The sequence below is a fragment of the Flavobacterium aeripolare genome, assembly GCF_013294025.1.
Classification (GTDB): domain Bacteria; phylum Bacteroidota; class Bacteroidia; order Flavobacteriales; family Flavobacteriaceae; genus Flavobacterium.
Window position 1 is genome coordinate 267,910 of record NZ_JABSNL010000002.1, and the last position, 21,195, is coordinate 289,104.

Sequence of the window (21,195 nt, forward strand, 5' to 3'; positions counted from 1 at the left end):
GCCCCTCGATGGGGCTTTCATTTGTAAAATTAAATTGTTGCTTTTTATTTTAAGAGCATAATCGATCCCATGGTTTCTATACCGTCAAATAAATTTTTAAGACGGATGTTTTCGTTTTCAGCATGTTGGTTATTATCGTGATTTGCAATTGGTACTGAGATCGTTTTTGCTTTAAGTATCTGTTCAAATAAGTACAATGGCAAACTACCACCCATTGTTGGCTGTAGTACTACTTGCTCATTAGTAGTTGATTTGACAGCAGCAATTACTTTCTTAATTATAGGTAAATCCATAGAAGTGCGTTGTGCATTTATCCCACTTTGATTTGCGATTATTTTTATAATTTTTGGATATTGTTTTCTTTCTTCGTCTGTAGGGTCACTGCTAGTAACGTAATAGCCTTGTTTTATAATATGATCAATAACTTTTTGTTGTTGTTTTTGCCATTGATTACCTAACACTAGTCTTAAATCAAGTACAGCTGTTGCAGTAGTTGGGATTTGATTAGAAGCCATTATACCTGTGTTACCACTTTGCATACCATTAATATTTAAAGATGGTAGGTTAATTGCTTCATTTAAGGATACTCCTTTCATTTCAGGATCACCCATTCCCAGTTCCATAGTCATTTGTTTATCGACAGAGGGTACTTCTAACAACGCTGCTTTTTCTGAAGGGCTTAATGGAATGACGTCATCATAAAATCCTTTCACAAGTACGCGTCCATTTTCATCTTTCATAGAAGCTAATAATTGTGCTAACATCATTGCAGGGTTTGGCGCCCAATTCCCATAATGGCCACTATGCAAAGGTCTTTTAGAGCTGTAAACGGTTAGATCAAGATTTGTATCTCCACGCACACCAAAATAAATTTGTTTTTTTCCTGATTGATGCACTGGACCGTCGCAAATAATCCATAAATCAGATTGTAAAAGAGAAGCGTTTTTTTCTAAAATTTCGTCCAGATGTGTTGATCCCTCTTCTTCTTCGCCTTCAAAGAAGAATTTGAGATTGTAACTAGGTTTTAATCCCGTTTTATTTATTGCATCATAAGCATTTAAAATAGCATCAACTCCTGCCTTATCATCAGAGGCACTTCGAGCATAAATTCTCCAGTTGTTATTGTATTTTCCGTCTTCAGGGAAAGGGATGTTTACGCCATTTTTATCGATAGCTCCTGTGTAAAGTTGAGGCGTAAACGGACTTAAAGCTTCATTCCATTGTTTTGGATTTACCGGCTGTCCGTCATAATGAGCATAAAAAATTAGTGTCTGTTTAGCGCCTGGCACTATTACTTCTCCATAAACTGCAGGAGTAGCATTTTTAGTTTTCCCTTCGAGAAGTTGGACGTTTTTAATGCCTTTTTTTGTCATCATTTCCATGATGAAATTAGCGTTTTCACGCAAGCTTGAAGGATTCTCTGCAACATTTGGGATCCTCAAGAAAGTAGTAAACTCGTTTATTATTTCTTTTGCGTTTTGCTGATTTTGTTTTTTAATTTTTAAACTTTCAGAGGATTGTGCGCTAAGTAGCTGTGTTGCTAAAATAGAAAGAACAATAATTGGGGTGAATTTTTTCATAGCGGTTTTTTAGTGCCACTAATTTAATGAAAAAATGTATTGATTGAGCTATGTTATTATTCCTCAATCAGTTCAATAGGGAAACGGCCAGCAACTAAGTTGAGTTCAATGTTGTGTTCTAAATAGGCTTTTAAACCTGCAAGCACTAGAGTAAAGCCTTCTGTAGTATCTCTTATTTGTGAGCATAGTTCTTCGACAGTACCTATAATTCCATTAAAGGTGATGGTAACAAATGTTTTATTGTTTACCAATTCATTGAATTCCCATTCGACAATATTTTGTTCATTCTCACCCCATTGAATTACGATTGATTCATTGTCTTTAATAGATAGCACCTTTACAGTCACTACGTGATTCCCGTACATTTCCCAAGTCCAATCGATAGTTTTCCCTTCTTCTAATGATCCAGTTGCTTTTGTGAACCAAAAATGTGTAGTGATTTCTGGATTTATGAAGGCTTTAAATACTGTTGCAATTGGTTTATTTATTAGCATAGCAGCTTCTGCGTAAGTAGCGTTTTCTATATTCATTCTGTTTTTTAGGTACTTTAAATAATTGTGATGTGCCACTATTTTCAAAGTGGTTGTAATCTTATGACTTCGTTAAACATTAAATTTCGTCCACTTTACTAAACTACTTATATTCATACAGCATTAGTACGCGATTTATCGTGCCTTATTCGCTTTCGCGAAAGCGTTGATAATTTAATTCAAATACTATTTAAGTCTTTTCTTTAAGTGGAAATTGTACGTATTGGAATCTTATTCTGCGGTGGCTTGATCAGACTTTTTAGTAAACAATTTTTTCAAAGGTGTGACAATAGCAAATGCAATAACTCCGCCTATAATACCTAATGTGAACTCTTTCAACATATCTGGCCAACTCGTCATCATGTGATGCACCGCTTCAATTTTATGAGAGAAAATACCTCCTGCAACAAGTAGTAATGCAATAGTACCTACAAAGGCTAATATCTTTATAACCTTAGGTAAGGCCTTTATTAAAAGTTCTCCTGTTGTTTGAACAATTTTACTTTTTGTCTTTTTTAATACACGCCCAAAATCGTCCATTCTTACAATTAAAGCTACCACACCATAAACTCCCACAGTAGCAAGAAGGGCGATGAAACTTACAACGATAATCTGATTTAAGATAGATTCACCTTCAACGGTTCCCAACGCAATAATTACAATTTCGATCGAAAGAATAAAATCAGTTACTATAGCCGATTTGATTTTGTCTTTTTCTACTAATAAAATAGCTGCTTCACTCAATGAAACTGTTTCAATGACTTTTTCAGGGTCATGGTGCGGAAAAAAGTATTCGTATATCTTTTCAATTCCTTCGTAGGCTAAGTATACAGCTCCTAAAATTAAAATGATCGAAATCACAGCTGGGACAAAAGCACTTAATAAAAAGGCGAAGGGGAGAATGATTAATTTGTTTAATAGGGATCCTTTTGTGATTGCCCATAGTACAGGAATTTCTCGTGAGGATACAAAACCAGAAGCTTTCTCGGCGTTTACAGCCAAATCATCTCCTAAAATTCCAGCTGTTTTTTTAGTAGCAATTTTGCTTAAAACAGCCACATCATCCATAAGTGCTGCGATATCATCTAAAAGGGCAAAAAATCCTGAAGCCATGTGTTGTATAATTTGTTAATTAATGTAGGTGCAATAAACTACTTTTTAAGGATAATAAAGTTATTTAATTATCAAAATAGTTTGTAATTTTTAAGATTTATATTACTCGAAAATCAATAAAACTTAGCCATTTCAGCCAGTTCTTTTCTCCCTAAATCAGGAACCCAGCAATCAGCTGCAGGATATCCTACAGGGATTAGTAAAAACGGTTTCTCATTTTCAGGGCGTTCTAAGAGCTTGCTTAAAAAGTTCATCGGACTTGGCGTGTGTGTTAAAGAAACTAACCCTGCGTTGTGTATTGCAGCAAGTAGAAATCCACTGGCTAAACCTACGCTCTCTTGAACATAATAATTATTTTTTTTCTTGCCATCTGGACCAAATTCGTATATCCTTCTAAAAACGACTATTAGGTAAGGAGCGATCTCAAGAAAAGGCTTCTTCCAGTCAGTACCTAATGGTTTAAGGTCATCTAACCATTCGCTTGACATTCTGCTTTCATAGCTTTCATACTCTTCCTCTTCAGCAGCAATTCTGATCTGTTTTTTGATTTCTGGATTTTCGATCACACAAAAAGTCCATGGTTGTTTGTGCGCTCCAGATGGTGCCGTTGATGCTGTTTTTAAGATATTTTCGATTAAAGCTCTTGGAACTGCTCGATCTGAAAATTCTCTCACTGATCTTCTCGTATCCATTTTTTCATAAAATGATTGAGATAGTGTTACTGCTTCGGCATCTGGAAGAACTGGTTTTTCATGTTTTATATAAGGAAAACCGTCGATTAATTTTGTTTCAGGCATTTAAGTACTTTTTATAATTTCAAATATAGCCATATTATCGGATTTTCAAAAGTGGCCTACTTAATAGTATGCGTAGCAGTGGCGTTCAAACTACCATTTTAAGAATCATTTCAAGAGATTTTTGCTATCTAAAACGACCATTAGAACTCGCTTGAGAATTTATTACGCATTTTTGTCTAACTTTACTCCGTAATTAAGGAACTAATATGGCATCACTAGACGGAATAAATAAAAAAGCAGTTGCTGATAGAAATTCAGGATTTGGAACAAATTCGAGTAGTTATGGGGGGCGCTTCATCAATAAAACCGGAAAGGCAAATGTTGAAAAGATAGGAATGCATGCTTTTCATAGAATAAGTTGGTACCATACCATGATTGATATGCCTCGATGGCGCTTTTTAGGAATTATACTGCTTTTTTATATTACCATCAATTTTATTTTTGCCAGTATCTATTATAGTATAGGAATGGAACATCTTGACGGTATTGCTTCTTCAGATAGTGATATAGTACAATTTGGCCAAGCTTACTTTTTTAGCGCTCAAACATTTACTACGGTAGGATATGGACACATAAGTCCAACAGGATTTTTAACTAGTGCGCTTTCAGCTGCCGAAGCCTTGATGGGATTGTTAAGTTTTGCCATTGCGACAGGACTATTTTTTGGGCGTTTTAGCAAGCCTACGGCATTTTTAAAATTTTCTCATAATGGGATTATTGCTCCTTATGGTGATGGTACTGCTTTTATGATGCGTTTGTCTCCTTTTAAAAACACTAATTTTACTGATGCCGAAGCGCAAATGACTCTGGGAATGACGGTGATGGAAAATGGAGTTCAAGCCAATAAGTTTTACCAACTCGATCTTGAACTTGAGAAAATTTCAACACTTACCTTAAGTTGGACTTTAGTACATCCCATTACAGAGAACAGTCCATTGTATCAGTTTACCGAAAGTGATTTTAAAGAAATACACGGTGAAATTCTAGTTTTCATTAAAACATTTGATGATATGTTTAGTACCACTGTAGCTGCGCGCTCTTCCTATACTTTTGATGAGGTTGTGTATGGGGCTAAATTTGTACCTATGTACACCCGAAGCACAGACAACTCTAAAACTGTTCTTAATCTTGATAAATTAAATGAATTTCAAAAGCTTAGTTTAACCTAATCAAATATTTTTTTAATTAAACAGCCTTTTATAGCATAATTTCGTTTACATTTGTTTATCAAATATTCGAAAATGATAAACAATATAAAAAACGTTTTTAGCATAAAGGATTTAGAAAATCTTTCTGGTATAAAGGCGCATACCATCCGAATCTGGGAAAAGAGATACAATGTATTGGAGCCTATGCGAACCGATACTAATATTCGTTTGTACGACTTAGCGAGCTTGCAAAAACTTTTGAATATTACTTTACTTCATGAATATGGCTATAAAATCTCCAAAATAGCTGCATATAAAGAGGAGGATATCCCTCTTTTAGTAAAACAAATTACCTCTTCAAAGACAGCTAAAAATCATGCAATCAGTGCTTTTAAAATGGCAATGATGAACTTTGATCAGGAGCTGTTTTTTAACACATATGACTGGTTGATTGCTGAGAAATCTTTCAAGGAGATTTTTCACCAAGTGTTTATTCCATTAATGAATGAGCTTGGTGTACTCTGGCAAACAGATACAATTTCACCAGCTCACGAGCATTTCATGAGTTATTTGATTAAGCTAAAACTAGTTGTGAACATTGAGAAACTGCAAACACAAGCGCCAACTCGTTTAGAGCGTGTTTTTGTACTGTCGTTACCTATGAACGAAATTCACGAATTAGGCTTAATGTATATTAATTATGAAATACTTTTAAAAGGGTACAAAGTAATTTACCTTGGCGAGAGCATGCCAATAGAAAACTTAAAAGATCTCAAGAAACACTTTAATGCGATTACTTTTGTCTCGTACCTAACAGTGCAGCCTGATCGTAATGCGGTTGATGAATTTGTAGCGCAAATGTCTGATACATTGCTAGATGAGCATACGCAGTTATGGTATATTGGTCGAATGATCGAATTTATAAATAAAGAAATAGTTCATGAAAACGTGAGTACATTCAATTCTATCACAGAATTAGTGAATGAACTGTAATGTTTTGTTTAAACAATTTGTATATTTGCTAAACAAATGAAAAAGAAAATTACAATTATAGGTTCTGGATTCTCAGCTTTGGCTGCGGCATCTTATTTAGCGAAAAGCGGACATGATGTTTCCGTTTTCGAAAAGAACGATTCAATAGGTGGTCGCGCTAGACAATTAAAAAGTGATGGATTTACTTTTGACATGGGACCAAGTTGGTACTGGATGCCAGATGTGTTTGATCGTTTTTTTGCTGATTTTGGAAAAAAAACTAGCGATTATTACGAGTTGGTAAAACTTTCTCCGGCGTATCGCGTATATTATGGTGTTGACGATTTTATTGCCATCGCTGATAATTTACCAGAAATCGAGGCCACGTTTGAAAAGATTGAAAAAGGCAGCGGTAAGATATTGCACGATTTCATGATGGAAGCGCAAAGCAATTATAATATAGCTATTAAAGATTTAGTATATCGTCCAGGAGTTTCCCCGCTAGAGTTAGTAACGGTGGAGACTGCTAAAAAGGTAGGGCAGTTTTTTAGTAATATTAGTAAAGACATTCGCAAGAAATTTAAAAATGAGCAGTTAATTCAAATTTTAGAATTTCCGGTATTGTTTTTAGGAGCGAAGCCTTCTGATACGCCTTCGTTTTATAGTTTTATGAATTACGCTGATTTTGGACTAGGAACTTGGCATCCTAAAACGGGAATGTTTGATGTTGTTAGAGCTATGGAAAGTCTTGCAAGAGAGTTGGGAGTAAAATTCCAAGTCAATGCTAGTATTGATAAAATTATTGTCGAAAATAAAACAGCAAAAGCAGTTGTTGTAAACGGAAAAAGAATTGATTCGGATATTGTATTGAGCGGTGCTGATTATCACCACACAGAAACTTTATTAGATGAAGAACACAGAGCATACTCTGAAAAATATTGGGAAAGTAGGGTGTTTGCACCATCTTCACTGTTGTTTTATGTAGGTTTTGATAAAAAAGTGGAAAACATATCGCATCATGCCTTGTTTTTTGATGTTGATTTTCAGCAACATGCTAAGGATATTTATGACGAACCTAGATGGCCTAAAGAACCATTATTTTATGCAAATTTTCCATCGTTAACAGATAAAACTGCCGCACCCGAGGGAATGGAATCAGGGTTTTTCTTAGTGCCATTAGCACCAGGAATTACTGATACAGAAGCATTAAGAGAAGAGTACTTTGATAAAATAATCTCTCGTTTTGAAAATTTAACACAGCAAAGTGTTAGAAAAAATATTATATTTAAACGTTCCTTTTGCAAGAATGATTTCGTTACAGAATACAATTCTTATAAAGGAAATGCCTACGGAATGGCAAACACACTTTTTCAAACGGCTTTTTTAAGGCCAAAACTTAAAAGTAAAAAAGTAGAAAATTTATTTTTTACAGGACAATTAACCGTGCCAGGACCAGGTGTTCCTCCGGCTTTAATATCTGGGAAATTAGTTTCAGATTTAATAAATAAGCAATCTTAGAACAATAATTATGAAGCAATTATTTGACGATGTATCTTTTAAGTGTAGTAAATTAGTAACAAAAAACTACAGTACGTCTTTTTCTTCTGCAGTGTACATGCTTTCACCAAGCATTAGAGACGCTATATACAGTATTTACGGCTTCGTTCGTTTTGCTGATGAGATTGTAGATACTTTTCACGGATATGATAAAGAAGAGTTAATAAATGATTTCGAGAAAGAATATTATAAAGCCTATAAATCAGGTATTAGTTTGAATCCTATTTTGAACTCTTTTCAATTTACGGTTAAGCAAAATAATATCACTGATGATCTTATTCAAGCTTTTTTAAAAAGTATGAAATTAGATTTAGTTAAGTCTGACTATAACAGTAAAGAGGAATATGACGACTATATTTATGGTTCTGCAGATGTAGTAGGTCTAATGTGTTTGAAAGTATTTGTTAAGGGAGATAATGCCCGATACGAACAGTTAAAAGGAGAAGCGATGCGATTGGGTTCTGCTTTTCAAAAAGTGAATTTCTTAAGAGATTTAAAAGATGATAATCTTGTTTTAAATAGAAATTATTTTCCTGGAGTAGACTTAAATTCTTTTGATGAAAAAGCAAAAGCGCAAATCATTGCCGAAATTGAAGAAGACTTTAAAGTTGCCTATGAAGGGATTAAAAAATTACCAATAGAAGCAAAATTTGGGGTCTACACTGCTTATGTTTATTACAAGAAATTATTAAAAAAATTAGCAAAAACGCCTTGTCACGAGATAGGGAATGCTAGAATTAGAGTATCTAACTATACCAAAGCCGGATTACTTGCTCAATCATTTGTAACGTACAAATTGAGGCTAGTACAGTAATCAAAACCACAATAACGGATTAAAAATATTAAATAAAATTCAATGATCTCTTTTTTAATTTTCATCAGCGTTTTCTTAGTTATGGAATGTGTAAGTTGGCTTACTCACAAATATATTATGCACGGTTTAATGTGGTATTTTCATGAAGACCATCACCAACCTAAATACGCACACCCTTTTGAGCGAAATGATATTTTCTTTGTCATTTTTGCGATTCCTAGCATGGTGCTCTTTTACTATGGTGTACAAGGTGGAATGAATTATTTGTTCTTCATAGGTCTAGGAATTACCGCTTACGGTTTTTGCTATTTCATGATTCACGATGTATTAATTCATCAGCGTTTTAAATGGTTTAAGAACACAAAAAACAAATACTTAGTAGGTCTTAGAAAGGCCCACAAAGTGCACCACAAGCATTTAGGTAAGGAACACGGAGAGTGTTTCGGGATGTTATTTGTACCTTTTAAATACTATAAGATATAACAGTATTAGGGCGTGACTCTTCTCGATAAAAATCTAGAAGAGTCGGGCTTTACGGCTTTATCTCTACGTCCCTAAATAAAAGGGACTACGAGGATACCGCCTGCAATCCCTCACGCAGTAAATTCTGCGAGAAAATCTCATTTTTAAAGAACAATACCATGAAACTTTATAAAAAAGAATCAGTGCAGTATGTAAATGCTAGCCTAGAAGAATGTTGGGCTTTTTTCTCTAGTCCAAAAAATTTACAAAAAATTACTCCGGGTGATATGGGTTTCCAAATCACTGATTTTGATGGAAAAGACATGTATGCAGGACAAATAATCCAATACAAAGTCTCGCCATTGGCAGGAGTTAAAATATCGTGGGTAACAGAGATTACTCAAGTAAAAGACAAAGCTCATTTTATAGATGAACAACGTTTTGGACCCTACGCTTTCTGGCACCACAAGCATTTTTTTGAGGCTACTCCACAAGGTGTTAAAATGACAGACGTGGTGCACTATGGCTTACCATTAGGTTTTTTAGGACGTATCATGAATAGTTTAATAGTAGAAGGGAAGTTAAACGAAATATTCGCTCACAGAGAAAAAATGGTTGACAAACTTTTTAACGGGAAATAATTATGAGTAAACAAAAAGTTGTTTTTTTTTGGTTTCGTCGTGATTTGCGATTAGAAGATAACGTGGGACTTTTTCATGCATTGGAGAGTGATTATCCAGTGATTCCATTGTTTATATTTGATACCGCAATTTTAGAAAGCTTGGCTAAAAATGACGCTCGTGTTACTTTTATACATCAAACGCTAGAAAAGATTAACGCTGATTTAAATGCGTTTAATAGTGCTCTTTTAGTCAAAAATGGTGAGACGTTAGCAGTCTGGAAAGCGCTCTTTGAAGCGTATGATATTCAATCTATATTCTTTAATAAAGATTACGAGCCCTATGCTATAAAGAGAGACCTAGCAATTGCTGATTTTGCTTTGAAAAATAATGTTGCGGTTAGTGCCTTCAAGGATCAAGTTATATTTGAAGAACTCGAAATCACAAAAGCAGATGGTTTACCTTATACCATTTATACTCCTTTTAAAAACAAATGGCTAGATAAATTCAAGCAAATAGGGACTTTTCCTGATTACAGTGAAGAGAAGCAATTTTCTAACTTCTATCCATCTAATTTTGAATTTCCCACTCTTGAAGCAATCGGATTTACAGAGAGTACGATACAAGTTAAACCGCATAATTTAACTAAAATCTCAAATTACGACGAAACAAGAGATTTTCCAGCTTTAGATAGTACGTCTTATCTTTCTCCTCATTTGCGTTTTGGAACTGTTAGCACACGTAAATTAGTTACTTGGGCTAATAAAAAGAACGCTGTTTTTTTAAGTGAATTGATATGGAGGGAATTTTTTATGCAAATTCTCTTTAATTTCCCTAAAGTGATGACTAATAACTTTAAGTCGGCTTACGATGGAATAGAATGGCGCAATAACGAAGAAGAATTTAAAAAGTGGTGTAAGGGTGAGACTGGTTATCCTATGGTGGATGCCGGAATGCGACAATTAAATGAAACGGGATACATGCACAATAGAGTGCGCATGGTTGTTGCAAGTTTTCTATGCAAACATCTTTTAATTCAGTGGCAATGGGGAGAGGCTTACTTTGCTGAAAAATTATTGGATTATGATTTGTCTGCAAACGTGGGGAACTGGCAGTGGGCTGCAGGTACTGGTTGTGATGCGGCGCCCTATTTTAGAGTGTTTAATCCCGAAATTCAATTGAAAAAATTTGATGGAAAGGGTGTGTATATTCGTCAATGGATCGCAGAATTTGATTTGGGTTATGGTCAACCTATGGTAGAACATGCTATGGCCCGTGACCGAGCTATTAGCACCTATAAAGCAGGAATTTTAAAATAGAAATATAAAAATCCAATAATTTTTAAAGGAACAAACCATTAAAGAGTAAGAAAAGTTAAGATTAAAAGCTTAATATTCTTGTTTTTTAATGGTTTTATTGTTTTGGTGGTAATCTTGTCAATTATTGAGACATTTAGGAAGGTGGTTTGCATATTGAATGTCTCTCAATTTCTTTACAGTTTAATTGGTTTTTGAGTTGATGCTTTTAATACTAAGGCATGAAGAAAAGTAAATAGTGCATACTGAATGTGGTATAATTACTTATTGATTTACTATTTTGATTTCGCTTTTTTCTATTACTAAGTAGTGACAAAATATACTTCATGCGGATATTATAAACTTGATGGCTTTGTTTTCTTTTTCTGAAACGATATATAAATATAAGACTAGATATCTTGCGAACCATAAACTCATAGCCCAGATAGTAGCGGCATCCTTTTCTTTTTTATTTAAAAAAGTAAAAGATATAGCGGATAGCTGGATTAAGCTCCTTGAAAAAGCACTATTTGATCAATTTCTTTAACATTCCTTCAAATATAAATCCGTGGAAAGGTAAAACAGCATACCAATATAATTTCCCCCAAACACCGCGGGGCTTGAAAGTCGCTGATTGATACAGTGTATTTCCTATAATTTTGAACTCAAGCCATGCCTCTCCAGGGAGTTTCATTTCGGCAAAGAGAATTAGTTTCCCCTCTTCTTTATTGGCATATAAAACGCGCCAGAAATCTAAGGCATCGCCAGCATGAATTTCATGTTTGTTTGTTCGCCCTCTTCGGGAACCCACACCGCCGTACAATTTATCAATAAAACCGCGTAAATCCCACAACCAATCACCATAATACCATCCGGTTTCACCACCTATGGACCAAATTTGGTTGATAGTATAGTCCTTGTCAATGATTTCTTTATGTCTACGGTCAAAAAAACAATCTTTTTCAGGTACATTAAGATAAGTAGAGATGTTGGTTTTAAAGCGTCCGCTAACTAAGGAGTCTTTCCAGCTTGATACCACATTATTGGCTTCAATTTTGATCAATGCTTTTGATAATGCCTCTTCATAAGGCATTGGTTTTACATGGAGTAAATCATTAATTCGGGTGTCATTGCAAACTACTTCTACCTTCATGCTACTCACTAAAGCCGAGGCTAGCTTGTATGAAGTTGAGGTAACAAAGTAAAGCCAGTAGGAGGAGAGTTTAGGCGTCATTACGGGAACCGTAAAAATCCAACGTTTTAATTTTTTAGCTTTGGCGAAAGCCAATAACATTTCCTTATAGGTTAGAATATCTGGCCCACCAATATCAAAACTCTGGTTATAAGTTGAGGGATTCAATAAAGATTTTGATAAAAATTCCAGAACATCGCTAATGGCAATAGGTTGGCACCTTGTGTTGAGCCATTTTGGAGTAATCATTATAGGCAACTTGTTGATCAAGTCCCTAATAATTTCAAAAGAAGCACTACCTGAACCTACAATTATTCCTGCTCGTAACGTAGTCATTGCATACGTTCCTGTGGTCAAAATTTCTTCGACTTTTTTTCGTGAGGATAAATGTTTTGAAAGTGAGTTGTCATTTATTATTCCGCTGAGGTAAATAACTTGTTGTGCTTTTGTCTGGTTGATTCTTGAGACAAAATTTTCTGCCGAAGTTTTTTCTAATTGATCATAGTTATCAGCTGAGCTAGACATAGAATGTATAAGATAGTAAACAGCGTCTATATCAACAGGTATGGTATTTAGCGTTTCTTTTTTTAAAAAGTCGACCTCCACTACGGTGATCTTATCCTTATATTGTATTGGAACAAAAAAACGATTGATATCTCTCACGCAACAAACTATATCGTGACCTTGTGCTATTAAAATAGGTAAAAGTCGTTTCCCGATATAACCTGTTGCGCCTGTTAAGAGAATTTTCATATTATTATTTTGTTTAGCTCAATTTGTTTGAAATCAAACTGATGAATTCTTTTCTGGTTTTATTTTTTTCGAATGCACCTGTAAAAGAAGAAGTTGTTGTAAATGAATTTTGCTTTTCAATACCACGCATTTGCATGCACATGTGTTGTGCTTCTATAACCACAGCTACTCCTAGTGGTTGTAGTGCTTCCTCAATACAATCTTTGATTTGGTCAGTTAATCTTTCTTGTACCTGCATTCTACGTGCATAAGCATCTACAATTCGAGGAATTTTACTTAAACCTACTATTTTACCATTTGGAATATAGGCAACATGTGCTTTTCCAAAAAACGGTAGCATGTGGTGCTCACACATAGAATAGACTTCAATATTTTTTACTACAATCATTTGACTATGATCTTCAGTAAACAAAGCTGATTTTAATATCTCTAAAGGATCTAGATCATAACCGTGCGTTAAAAACTGCATTGCTTTAGCCGCTCTTTCTGGTGTTTTTTCTAATCCTTCTCTAGTTACGTCTTCGCCTATGCCTGTAATTATTTTTCTATAGTTGTCAGCAATTGCTGTGGTTGCCTCAGTATTATATAATTCTTTTTTTTCGTAATTTTTCATGGTTGTGATTCACTTTTTAAAGTGGTGGTATATATTGGTTATATTTTGAATGATACAATTCCGTAATCCATTTCAAATACTTGTCCTGAAATTGATTTTGCTTTATCTGAGATTAAAAAATCAGCCATATCAGCCACTTCACTAGCTTGTAAATAGCCTTTCATAGGGTGTCGTTCCACCATGTTTTCTTTCATGCGATCGTTGCGTAATATTCCTGCGGATAATGTAGTATCTGTAATAGTAGGGGCAATGGCATTGATGCGTACAGTGCTTGCTAACTCAGCTCCTAATGACTTTACTAATCCTTCCACTCCAGCTTTTGCAGTAGCGATACTAGCATGAAATGGCATTCCTAACTTGGCAGCCACTGTACTAAAAAGTACAATAGAAGGATTGTTACCCTTCTTCAAAGTAACTAAATATTTTTGAATAACTTTTACTGCGCCAATAACATTAATTTCAAAATCATTTCTAAAATCATCTATACTTAAACTACCTATAGGTTTTAAATTAATAGAACCAGGGCAGTAGATGATCGTGTCAATAGCTGCTAATTCAGGTAATGCGTCTTCTAACACATTCAATGAGAAATGTGTTAGGTTAGCGTGTGTAATCTCAGGGGCATTTCTACTAATATTGTAGATTTTATTATGTTCTAACTGCTGTAATAAAATAGCATTTCCTATTCCCTTACTACCGCCTATAATTAAAATGTTTTTCATAATTTTAGTATTATCTCTTCGAAATCTTATTGTTATTTATTTGTCTTTGACGGCTACATTTAAAACGGCCCTTGTCAAATTCACGTAATTTTTCATGCTTTGTTTTACGGCCCTGAACTCGTGCTCTCCACATTCTAAAACTAGAAGGCTTCATCTCTAGACGCATTAAATCAATAACTTCTTGTTCTTTTAAGCCAAATTGCAGGTGGATAGCTTCAAATGTGGTACGGTCCTCCCATGCCATTTCAATAATTCGGTCTTTTTCTAAATCAGTTAATTCTGGTCTCATGCTTGGTATTTTGTATATTGATTGACAACAATTTTAGCCTTTAAATCAAACATTAAATTATATAGTCCAAAGAAGGTTCTGTTCATATAAATAAAATGTTTTGATCCTCGGTTACCGTTCATCTTTTTAAGATTAGTATCATTAGCAAATCGTTCTCCTAATTTTGCGATATTATCAAAGAATGTTTCATTAGCAAAATCAAATGTTTCTTCCTGAAATGGCATTGTAAATAGCGACAGTAGATCAAAGAACATTTGAGTAAAATAGGTTACTTCCTGCGGAGTATCATCGGCTCTTAATATTTCTAATTCGAATAATTTAGCACTAAACGCTTTTGGGTCGTTGATTACCTTTTCATCGATTAATTCGAAATAAGGAATGTAGAATTCATTTGGGATTGTTTTCATACAACCAAAATCCAGTGCAACCAATTCGTTTTTATCGCTTACCAAGAAGTTTCCTGGGTGCGGATCAGCATGAACTTTCTTTAAAATATGGATTTGGTACATGTAAAAGTCCCAAAGTGCTTGCCCTAATTTGTTAGCAATAATAGGGTCCGTATTTTTAAATTCGGATAAATGTACACCAGTCATCCAGTCCATTGTTATGATCTTCTCAGAGGAGTACTCTGGGTAATAATTAGGGAAAGTCAGATTTTCAATTTGGTTACATGCGGCAACCACAGCTTGACTTTGCTCTAATTCTAAAATGTAATTAGTTTCTTCGATTAACTTATCTTCAACTTCTTTAAAATATTTGTCTGAATCCTTTCCTTGAAGGTTGAACATGCGAATTGCAATAGGTTTAACCAAAGCCAAATCAGATGAAATACTATTAGCGACACCAGGATACTGAATTTTTACAGCTAATTTTTTTCCGTTTTTAACCGCTAGGTGCACTTGACCAATACTTGCTGCGTTTATAGAGGTAGCATCAAATTCATCAAAGATTTCGTAAGGTGTTTTCCCTAGATTAGACTTGAATGTTTTTAAAACCAGAGGAGCAGACAAAGGCGGTACTGAAAACTGAGATAATGAAAACTTCTCCACATACGCTTGTGGTAAAAAGTTTTTGTCCATGCTTAACATCTGTGCCACTTTTAGGGCGCTTCCTTTTAGGCTTTTTAAACCATCATATATGTCTTCGGCGTTGTCTTCATTTAATTTGTCACGAGTTAAATCGCTATTTACAATCTTTTCTCCGTAATATTTTAGGTAATTGACACCAACTTTTGCACCAGTTTGCACTAGTTTAGTTGCTCTTTCAATTTTTGAGGTAGGTATATAGTCTATTGTTTTCATTATCTATTTTGTATTTTTTCTTTGAACATGAATTTTCCAAAATCAATTAAACTATCGATTGGAGCAATATTCATTAATTCAAAACTTAGTTTTACAGATTTTTCGATATAAATATCAGTTTTTTCAAATGCAGCTGAATCGTCTTCAAGCCAAAATTTCATAGTCATCAAGAACTGAATCCACGAACTTTCTTGCAATGCTTTCTCCTGCATTTTTTGAAGTTTCTCCTGTTTAATGCGGTATTCATCTGAGATTATAGAAGTAACGTAATCTAAAAATGCCATTCGCAAACTTGAAAGCTGTTTTAAGTTTTTCAATTGGTTCTTATCTGCTGTTAAACTTTGTGATACGTAACTTCTGTTTGCAGTTAGTAGTTCAAAAAAGGTGAAATAAAAACTAAGCATCTTGCTCTTCATATCATAACCCGGGTAATTAGGGTCTAGGTGCAACATGGCAACTGTCTTCTCTAAAAATATTTTGAAAATTTCTTTTTCAATACTTTCCATCGTTCCAAAAAAGCTGTAGAATTCTGCTTCACTAAAATTATTCTCTTTAGCAAATAGGTATACTGATTTTGGTTTCGCATGGTGTTCCAAAGTATATTCCATATAAAGTGAAACTATTTTATCTCTTGTGATTTGCATTTTCTTAATAGCCATTTGTCGTGTTTTTAAATGAGAGTATAAAGATAACAAATTGTTTAACAATAATACGTTAAAGTTAAACAAAATTAATTGTATATTTGTTTAAGCTCAAATGATACACAGATGAAAAAAAATGTTTTAATTACCGGAGGTACAGGTTTTGTAGGTAGTAATCTAACTGAAATGTTAGTGGCTAATGGTTTTAGCGTGTCTATCTTGAGTAGAAGCAAGCGCGCCAATAAAAAAGACGTGTCCTATTATATATGGGATGTAGAAAAACAGACTATTGATGAAGCCGCTGTAAACAACGCTGATTACATCATTCATCTAGCGGGCGAGAATATTGCTGGAGCAAGATGGACTAAAAAGCGAAAAGAAGCGATTGTAGACAGCAGAGAAAATTCTATTAAAGTAATCCACAAGGTACTTATAAAGCAAAATCACAAACTGCATGCTTTTATATCAGCATCAGCTACAGGAATATATGGTGCTATAAATGGAGAGGCGATTTGTAAAGAAACTACGCCTCCTGCAGCTGACTTTTTAGGCAGAACCTGCCAGATATGGGAGGCAGCCGTTGATACGATTGGCAAATTGGGAATACGTACCGTTAAAGTTCGTACCGGCTTAGTTTTAGGGAAGGGAGAAGGCTTGATCAAAAAGTTGAAACCCATTTTTAAATACCGCTTGGGAGCGCCATTAGGATCAGGAAAGCAGTATATGCCTTGGATTTATATAGATGATTTGTGCGCAATCTACCTTAAAGCAATTGTAGATGATAGTTTGCATGGGCCTTATAATGCCGCAGTAGAAGACGAAACTAATAATATCGCATTTTCAAAAACCTTTGCAGCGGTATACGGTTACAAAATGTGGTTGCCACATGTACCAGCTGCAATTATAAAATTAGGGATGGGACAAATGTCAAAAATCGTATTAACAGGTCGAAGAGTGTCTTCAGAAAAAATTAGAAAAACGGGTTTCAAATTCAAAATAACCGATATAGAAGAAGCTTTGAGAAAAGTGATTTAATACGTTTAATTTAATGTCGCTACAACAGCGACATTTACTTTTTTTGAAATTTTACTACGCACCATAAACGGAATTGTAATATTAAAATCATCAGTATTGAGAGAAAAATTAGCTTTTAAGTAAACGCCCGCACTTGATTTAGCGATAGACGCAGGTAACCGAATTTTTTTAGTCTTACCATGAATGTTGATTTTTCCTCTAATCCAATATTCCTTTGCAGTAGTTGCAATTTCGTTTTTATCGAAATTCTCAATAATACCTTTAAAAACGGCTTTTGGATAGCGCTTGCTCTCTAAATAATTTTCATTAAAGTGCTCCTGCATTAAACTCCTTTCAAACTGAAAGTCGGTTATGAAAGCGGTAAAGTAAATTTGGCTGCGAGAAACGTTGATGGTACACAATACATTATCGTTTTCTGCAGTCACAGCTTCAAAAAAAGCTACGGAAGCTTCAAAGGATATATGTCCTTTAGAAGTACTTAGCCTGTCTTGAGCTTGTAGTGACCCAGAAAGTAAAAGGGCGAGTAAAAGTAGTTTTTTTATCATAACTTTTTATTTGTGGCTTCTCTTAAAGTTACGAAAATTTTAGTGATTTAGTGGTGTTCTATAGCGACTATTTTTAATTCAAGTTAGGTAAAGTAATTCAGGTTTTTATGCTGGCAAAAAAGCTTTTATCCTAGTTCTATTCTTACATTGTATTTTTCTAGATTGGCTAATGCTTCAATAGAGCTGTAGTTAAAATTCTCTTCATGACGGTCTTTCTCTTTTTTCAACGAAATTTGTTTCAGGCAATTGGTAAAACGGCGTACCTCTTGTAAATTAGAAAGTACCAAGCCTGGAACACGTGCATTTGAGCCATCCTTATCCTTAGAGACCATCGTGAAGTAAGACGAATTGCAGTGCTTGATATGTCCGGTTTGAATATTCTCTGCTTCAACTCTAATCCCAATAATCATAGAGCTTTTACCCACATAGTTTACACTAGCTTTCATCGTAACTAACTCTCCCACTTCAATAGGTTTTAAAAAATTGACAGTATCTACTGATGCTGTAACGCAGTAATTACCACAAAATTTTGAAGCACAAGCAAACGCAATTTGATCTAATAATGACAAAATATAACCACCGTGAATTTTTCCACTAAAGTTAGTGTGTGACGGCAGCATCAATTCAGAGATGCTAATGTCTGAGCAGGCAACAGTTTTAAAGGTATTGTTCATAGTTAATTGAATTTTAAAGGTGAATTTTCTTTTCGCACAGCGGTAATATAGTATTTTGTGTCACCCCACCATGGAAACGTTCTATAACGCTCAATATAACTTAATTTTACATACTGACCCTCCATTTCTTTTAAATCAGTGATCACTTGCTTGTCTTTATCAAGTACTGAGAACGAAAAAATTTGTGATCCAGATAACCCTTGACTGATTTCGCCTTCCCAGGTTTTAAAGAGCATTCCTTTATGACTAATTTTGATAAGATGGCCTGATCGTGTTCCTTCGCTATAAGTGGCATAATAGGTTACTGTAAAATAGCCTATGATGGAAAGGAGGAATAGTGCGGTAATAATTCCAATTATTTTTTTCATGATTTTTGGTTTAAATTTGGTTTTGGTTTGTTTCTTCTGCTCGTAGCAATACTTTTTCAGGGAGTGCTTTTTTAGCTTTAGCCCCCATCTTTTTTAATTTTTCAACACTAGTAATTAGGTTTCCTTTTCCCTCCACTAGTTTGTTCATCGCGCTACTATATTCTGATTTGCTTTCATCTATTTTTTTTCCTATTCGCAATAAGTCGGCTACAAAACCTTCAAATTTATCGTATAAAGCGCCTGCTTGTCTCGCAATTTCATAAGCGTTTTCCTGTTGCTTTTGGTTGGTCCACATACTGTCTATGGTGCGCAAAGTAGCTAGTAGGGTAGCGGGAGTTACAATGACAATGTTTTTTTCAAATGCACTGTTGTACAAACTATTGTCTTGGCTTAAAGCCAAAGCAAAAGCAGGTTCGATAGGAATGAATAGCAATACAAAATCAGGACTTTCGATTTGATATAAATCGTGGTAATTTTTAGTGCTTAGCTGTTCTACGTGGCGTCGTATAGATAACAGATGTTCTTTGAGATACGTAATTTTGAGCGCTTCGTCTTCTTCATTGCTAAATTTTTCATAGGCAGTCAAGGATACCTTAGAATCTACAATCATCTTTTTACCATCGGGTAGATTGATCACCACATCAGGATAGACGCGATTGCCCTCTGCAGTAGTAAATGCTTGCTGTACATGATATTCTCGATCTTTTTCTAAGCCTGATTTTTCGAGTACACGTTCAAGAATCAGTTCGCCCCAGTTGCCTTGCATTTTACTATCGCCCTTTAATGCCTTAGTCAAGTTGATGGTTTCCTTGCTCATTTGCAAGTTCATTTCTTGAAGACCTACTATTTGTTGGCGTAGAGCGGCATGATAATCAATGCTTTCTTTATGGGTGTCTTCTACTTTTTTTTCGAATAATTGAATTTTGTCTTGCAAAGGAGATAGAATATTTTTCATATTTTCTCTATTCTGCTCAGTGAATTTTGTCGACTTTTCTTCCAGGATTCTGTTCGCTAGATTCTCAAATTCTTTGCTGAATTTTTGCTGCAGCTGTTCGACCTCTTCACGCTGTTCCTTATTGCGCTCCCATAAATTATCAAAGTCAGCTTCTTTCTTAGAGAGATGCATTGCATAGCTGTCTTTCTCGTCGCGCATGCTTTCCTTTTCGGTATTAGCAAGTTTTATTTTATTCTCAAACAGTATTTTATCATTAATGTGCTGCTCCTTCATGTCTTGAATAGCATTATTTAAGGCAAGAAATTTTTCCTGAAGGCTGGTTTGTTCCAACTTAGATCTTGTCGAACCAATTAATTTTCCAAGGAAGATTCCTATGACTAGCGCAATAATAAATACGATTAGAAAGGAAGGTAAAAGGGTAGGCATTGTGATTTATTTAATTTGAAAGTAAAAATAGCAATAATATAAATGGCTAACATAGGAAACAATTAAAAACTATAAACAACCTAATTAGAACTGCTGAAGGTACGGTGTGAGTAATAAAAAAAGTTGGTTACTCTATATAATGAGTAACCAACTTTCCACTTTAAAACACCACTTTTAATGTGGTAACGAAGCGTTATTAGCGCAACGCATGTCTATTTGTCGTCTTCGTCTAAATTCATGTTTCCTCTATCAATATGATTTTCAGGATGAGATGCAGGGTATCGTTTTGCAGTAATATCTGAGTTTAGATCTTCGTTTTCTACTGTTTTCATCGCCTCTTTTTCTGTGTTCACGCCACGGCTCAAGCTTTCATTCTCATTCCATGTGCGATCTTCTTCAGGAATTAAAGCTGCTGATCCATCTGCATTGCGAGCACGATCTACTACTTTTTCTTTTCCGTCTTCGTCAATTTCTAATTCTTTGTTTAGCATTGGGTTTTCTGAAGGCTTGTTTTTACCTACATTTTCTCCACTAAATCCTTCGTTTTGCTGTTGTTTATTATCTTGATTTGATTGCTTATTTTCCATGATGTGTTTTTATTTTAAAATTACTTATATACAAGCTGTTAGCTGTTATGCTTTATTGTTTAAAGGTTATAAGACTTTATTCTAACAAGTTGTGCACGTATTACTGGTATTTATAATACGCTTTAATTTTTTGTATTCGAATGCGAAGTAGATTTTGTTGCTGTAAAAACAACGTTATCTTTGCAGTTCAAGTAAATCAAGCTTTT

The 21,195-nt window shown here is 34.7% G+C and carries 23 protein-coding genes; 8 read left to right on the forward strand and 15 right to left on the reverse strand.

The window, feature by feature from the left end:
• Positions 1-44 precede the first annotated feature (44 nt).
• The 4 genes from HNQ00_RS03495 to HNQ00_RS03510 all read right to left on the reverse strand — a co-directional run bounded on the left by HNQ00_RS03495 (position 45) and on the right by HNQ00_RS03510 (position 4,020).
• A complete protein-coding gene (locus HNQ00_RS03495) occupies positions 45-1,580 on the reverse strand; it encodes a M20/M25/M40 family metallo-hydrolase (protein ID WP_173836947.1) in 1,536 nt (511 codons plus the stop codon).
• Positions 1,581-1,636: 56 nt separating this feature from the next.
• Positions 1,637-2,110, reverse strand: coding sequence for an SRPBCC family protein (locus tag HNQ00_RS03500; protein ID WP_173836948.1), 474 nt, complete (start codon positions 2,108-2,110; stop codon positions 1,637-1,639).
• A 231-nt stretch (positions 2,111-2,341) separates the two neighbouring features.
• Positions 2,342-3,223, reverse strand: a complete 882-nt coding sequence (locus HNQ00_RS03505; RefSeq protein ID WP_173836949.1) for a DUF808 domain-containing protein — start codon at positions 3,221-3,223, stop codon at positions 2,342-2,344.
• A 113-nt stretch (positions 3,224-3,336) separates the two neighbouring features.
• A complete protein-coding gene (locus tag HNQ00_RS03510; protein ID WP_173836950.1) occupies positions 3,337-4,020 on the reverse strand; it encodes a nitroreductase family protein in 684 nt (227 codons plus the stop codon).
• A gap of 206 nt (positions 4,021-4,226) precedes the next feature.
• On the opposite strand from HNQ00_RS03510, the gene HNQ00_RS03515 reads away from it, so the two are divergent.
• The 7 genes from HNQ00_RS03515 (at position 4,227) to HNQ00_RS03545 (ending at position 10,912) form a co-directional block, all read left to right on the forward strand.
• The gene (locus HNQ00_RS03515; RefSeq protein ID WP_173836951.1) at positions 4,227-5,189 is read left to right on the forward strand and encodes an ion channel; all 963 of its coding nucleotides are present in this window, start codon (positions 4,227-4,229) and stop codon (positions 5,187-5,189) included.
• 72 nt (positions 5,190-5,261) lie between these two features.
• Positions 5,262-6,161, forward strand: a complete 900-nt coding sequence (locus HNQ00_RS03520) for a MerR family transcriptional regulator (RefSeq protein ID WP_173836952.1) — start codon at positions 5,262-5,264, stop codon at positions 6,159-6,161.
• A gap of 36 nt (positions 6,162-6,197) precedes the next feature.
• Positions 6,198-7,658, forward strand: coding sequence for a phytoene desaturase family protein (locus tag HNQ00_RS03525; protein ID WP_173836953.1), 1,461 nt, complete (start codon positions 6,198-6,200; stop codon positions 7,656-7,658).
• A 10-nt stretch (positions 7,659-7,668) separates the two neighbouring features.
• Positions 7,669-8,511 carry a phytoene/squalene synthase family protein gene (locus tag HNQ00_RS03530; RefSeq protein ID WP_173836954.1) on the forward strand — a complete coding sequence of 281 codons (843 nt, stop codon included), beginning with the start codon at positions 7,669-7,671 and terminating at the stop codon, positions 8,509-8,511.
• Between the two features lie 42 nt (positions 8,512-8,553).
• On the forward strand, positions 8,554-8,994 hold the full coding sequence (locus tag HNQ00_RS03535) for a sterol desaturase family protein (RefSeq protein WP_173836955.1): 441 nt from the start codon (positions 8,554-8,556) through the stop codon (positions 8,992-8,994).
• 158 nt (positions 8,995-9,152) lie between these two features.
• Positions 9,153-9,614, forward strand: a complete 462-nt coding sequence (locus HNQ00_RS03540; protein WP_173836956.1) for an SRPBCC family protein — start codon at positions 9,153-9,155, stop codon at positions 9,612-9,614.
• Between the two features lie 2 nt (positions 9,615-9,616).
• On the forward strand, positions 9,617-10,912 hold the full coding sequence (locus HNQ00_RS03545) for a cryptochrome/photolyase family protein (protein WP_173836957.1): 1,296 nt from the start codon (positions 9,617-9,619) through the stop codon (positions 10,910-10,912).
• 502 nt (positions 10,913-11,414) lie between these two features.
• On the opposite strand, the gene HNQ00_RS03550 is transcribed toward HNQ00_RS03545, so the two are convergent.
• The 6 genes from HNQ00_RS03550 to HNQ00_RS03575 are packed head-to-tail and all read right to left on the reverse strand — an operon-like array spanning position 11,415 to position 16,417.
• Positions 11,415-12,833 carry an SDR family oxidoreductase gene (locus HNQ00_RS03550; protein WP_173836958.1) on the reverse strand — a complete coding sequence of 473 codons (1,419 nt, stop codon included), beginning with the start codon at positions 12,831-12,833 and terminating at the stop codon, positions 11,415-11,417.
• Positions 12,834-12,846: 13 nt separating this feature from the next.
• Positions 12,847-13,446 (reverse strand): GTP cyclohydrolase I FolE, encoded by a 600-nt coding sequence (gene folE / locus HNQ00_RS03555; protein ID WP_173836959.1) that lies wholly within the window; start codon positions 13,444-13,446, stop codon positions 12,847-12,849.
• Between the two features lie 38 nt (positions 13,447-13,484).
• Positions 13,485-14,168, reverse strand: a complete 684-nt coding sequence (locus HNQ00_RS03560) for an SDR family NAD(P)-dependent oxidoreductase (RefSeq protein ID WP_173836960.1) — start codon at positions 14,166-14,168, stop codon at positions 13,485-13,487.
• A 10-nt stretch (positions 14,169-14,178) separates the two neighbouring features.
• Positions 14,179-14,457: a TIGR03643 family protein gene (locus tag HNQ00_RS03565; protein WP_173836961.1), complete on the reverse strand. Its 279-nt coding sequence runs from the start codon at positions 14,455-14,457 to the stop codon at positions 14,179-14,181.
• A complete protein-coding gene (locus tag HNQ00_RS03570) occupies positions 14,454-15,758 on the reverse strand; it encodes an ABC1 kinase family protein (protein WP_173836962.1) in 1,305 nt (434 codons plus the stop codon). Before HNQ00_RS03570 ends, HNQ00_RS03565 begins: the two co-directional genes overlap by 4 nt.
• Positions 15,758-16,417: a TetR family transcriptional regulator C-terminal domain-containing protein gene (locus HNQ00_RS03575; protein ID WP_173836963.1), complete on the reverse strand. Its 660-nt coding sequence runs from the start codon at positions 16,415-16,417 to the stop codon at positions 15,758-15,760. The genes HNQ00_RS03570 and HNQ00_RS03575 overlap by 1 nt, the downstream gene beginning before the upstream one ends.
• A 108-nt stretch (positions 16,418-16,525) precedes the next feature.
• On the opposite strand from HNQ00_RS03575, the gene HNQ00_RS03580 reads away from it, so the two are divergent.
• Complete coding sequence (locus HNQ00_RS03580; RefSeq protein ID WP_173836964.1) at positions 16,526-17,434, forward strand: TIGR01777 family oxidoreductase; 909 nt, start codon at positions 16,526-16,528, stop codon at positions 17,432-17,434.
• Positions 17,435-17,439: 5 nt separating this feature from the next.
• Here HNQ00_RS03580 and HNQ00_RS03585 read toward each other — a convergent pair whose 3' ends face one another.
• The 5 genes from HNQ00_RS03585 to HNQ00_RS03605 form a co-directional block, all read right to left on the reverse strand.
• Positions 17,440-17,979 (reverse strand): YceI family protein, encoded by a 540-nt coding sequence (locus HNQ00_RS03585; RefSeq protein ID WP_173836965.1) that lies wholly within the window; start codon positions 17,977-17,979, stop codon positions 17,440-17,442.
• A gap of 125 nt (positions 17,980-18,104) precedes the next feature.
• Positions 18,105-18,653 carry an acyl-CoA thioesterase gene (locus tag HNQ00_RS03590; RefSeq protein WP_173836966.1) on the reverse strand — a complete coding sequence of 183 codons (549 nt, stop codon included), beginning with the start codon at positions 18,651-18,653 and terminating at the stop codon, positions 18,105-18,107.
• 2 nt (positions 18,654-18,655) lie between these two features.
• The gene (locus tag HNQ00_RS03595; RefSeq protein ID WP_173836967.1) at positions 18,656-19,021 is read right to left on the reverse strand and encodes a 6-phosphogluconate dehydrogenase; all 366 of its coding nucleotides are present in this window, start codon (positions 19,019-19,021) and stop codon (positions 18,656-18,658) included.
• A 10-nt stretch (positions 19,022-19,031) separates the two neighbouring features.
• A complete protein-coding gene (locus HNQ00_RS03600) occupies positions 19,032-20,402 on the reverse strand; it encodes a DNA recombination protein RmuC (RefSeq protein ID WP_173836968.1) in 1,371 nt (456 codons plus the stop codon).
• A gap of 212 nt (positions 20,403-20,614) precedes the next feature.
• Positions 20,615-20,989, reverse strand: coding sequence for a hypothetical protein (locus HNQ00_RS03605; RefSeq protein WP_173836969.1), 375 nt, complete (start codon positions 20,987-20,989; stop codon positions 20,615-20,617).
• Between the last annotated feature and the right edge of the window lie 206 nt (positions 20,990-21,195).

Excerpts from the sequence above, each read along its gene's own strand:
- HNQ00_RS03495 (WP_173836947.1), bottom strand. The coding sequence starts at position 1,580 with ATGAAAAAATTCACCCCAATTATTGTTCTTTCTATTTTAGCAACACAG.
- HNQ00_RS03500 (WP_173836948.1), bottom strand. The coding sequence starts at position 2,110 with ATGAATATAGAAAACGCTACTTACGCAGAAGCTGCTATGCTAATAAAT.
- HNQ00_RS03505 (WP_173836949.1), bottom strand. The coding sequence starts at position 3,223 with ATGGCTTCAGGATTTTTTGCCCTTTTAGATGATATCGCAGCACTTATG.
- HNQ00_RS03510 (WP_173836950.1), bottom strand. The coding sequence starts at position 4,020 with ATGCCTGAAACAAAATTAATCGACGGTTTTCCTTATATAAAACATGAA.
- HNQ00_RS03515 (WP_173836951.1), top strand. The coding sequence starts at position 4,227 with ATGGCATCACTAGACGGAATAAATAAAAAAGCAGTTGCTGATAGAAAT.
- HNQ00_RS03520 (WP_173836952.1), top strand. The coding sequence starts at position 5,262 with ATGATAAACAATATAAAAAACGTTTTTAGCATAAAGGATTTAGAAAAT.
- HNQ00_RS03525 (WP_173836953.1), top strand. The coding sequence starts at position 6,198 with ATGAAAAAGAAAATTACAATTATAGGTTCTGGATTCTCAGCTTTGGCT.
- HNQ00_RS03530 (WP_173836954.1), top strand. The coding sequence starts at position 7,669 with ATGAAGCAATTATTTGACGATGTATCTTTTAAGTGTAGTAAATTAGTA.
- HNQ00_RS03535 (WP_173836955.1), top strand. The coding sequence starts at position 8,554 with ATGATCTCTTTTTTAATTTTCATCAGCGTTTTCTTAGTTATGGAATGT.
- HNQ00_RS03540 (WP_173836956.1), top strand. The coding sequence starts at position 9,153 with ATGAAACTTTATAAAAAAGAATCAGTGCAGTATGTAAATGCTAGCCTA.
- HNQ00_RS03545 (WP_173836957.1), top strand. The coding sequence starts at position 9,617 with ATGAGTAAACAAAAAGTTGTTTTTTTTTGGTTTCGTCGTGATTTGCGA.
- HNQ00_RS03550 (WP_173836958.1), bottom strand. The coding sequence starts at position 12,833 with ATGAAAATTCTCTTAACAGGCGCAACAGGTTATATCGGGAAACGACTT.
- folE (WP_173836959.1), bottom strand. The coding sequence starts at position 13,446 with ATGAAAAATTACGAAAAAAAAGAATTATATAATACTGAGGCAACCACA.
- HNQ00_RS03560 (WP_173836960.1), bottom strand. The coding sequence starts at position 14,168 with ATGAAAAACATTTTAATTATAGGCGGTAGTAAGGGAATAGGAAATGCT.
- HNQ00_RS03565 (WP_173836961.1), bottom strand. The coding sequence starts at position 14,457 with ATGAGACCAGAATTAACTGATTTAGAAAAAGACCGAATTATTGAAATG.
- HNQ00_RS03570 (WP_173836962.1), bottom strand. The coding sequence starts at position 15,758 with ATGAAAACAATAGACTATATACCTACCTCAAAAATTGAAAGAGCAACT.
- HNQ00_RS03575 (WP_173836963.1), bottom strand. The coding sequence starts at position 16,417 with ATGGCTATTAAGAAAATGCAAATCACAAGAGATAAAATAGTTTCACTT.
- HNQ00_RS03580 (WP_173836964.1), top strand. The coding sequence starts at position 16,526 with ATGAAAAAAAATGTTTTAATTACCGGAGGTACAGGTTTTGTAGGTAGT.
- HNQ00_RS03585 (WP_173836965.1), bottom strand. The coding sequence starts at position 17,979 with ATGATAAAAAAACTACTTTTACTCGCCCTTTTACTTTCTGGGTCACTA.
- HNQ00_RS03590 (WP_173836966.1), bottom strand. The coding sequence starts at position 18,653 with ATGAACAATACCTTTAAAACTGTTGCCTGCTCAGACATTAGCATCTCT.
- HNQ00_RS03595 (WP_173836967.1), bottom strand. The coding sequence starts at position 19,021 with ATGAAAAAAATAATTGGAATTATTACCGCACTATTCCTCCTTTCCATC.
- HNQ00_RS03600 (WP_173836968.1), bottom strand. The coding sequence starts at position 20,402 with ATGCCTACCCTTTTACCTTCCTTTCTAATCGTATTTATTATTGCGCTA.
- HNQ00_RS03605 (WP_173836969.1), bottom strand. The coding sequence starts at position 20,989 with ATGGAAAATAAGCAATCAAATCAAGATAATAAACAACAGCAAAACGAA.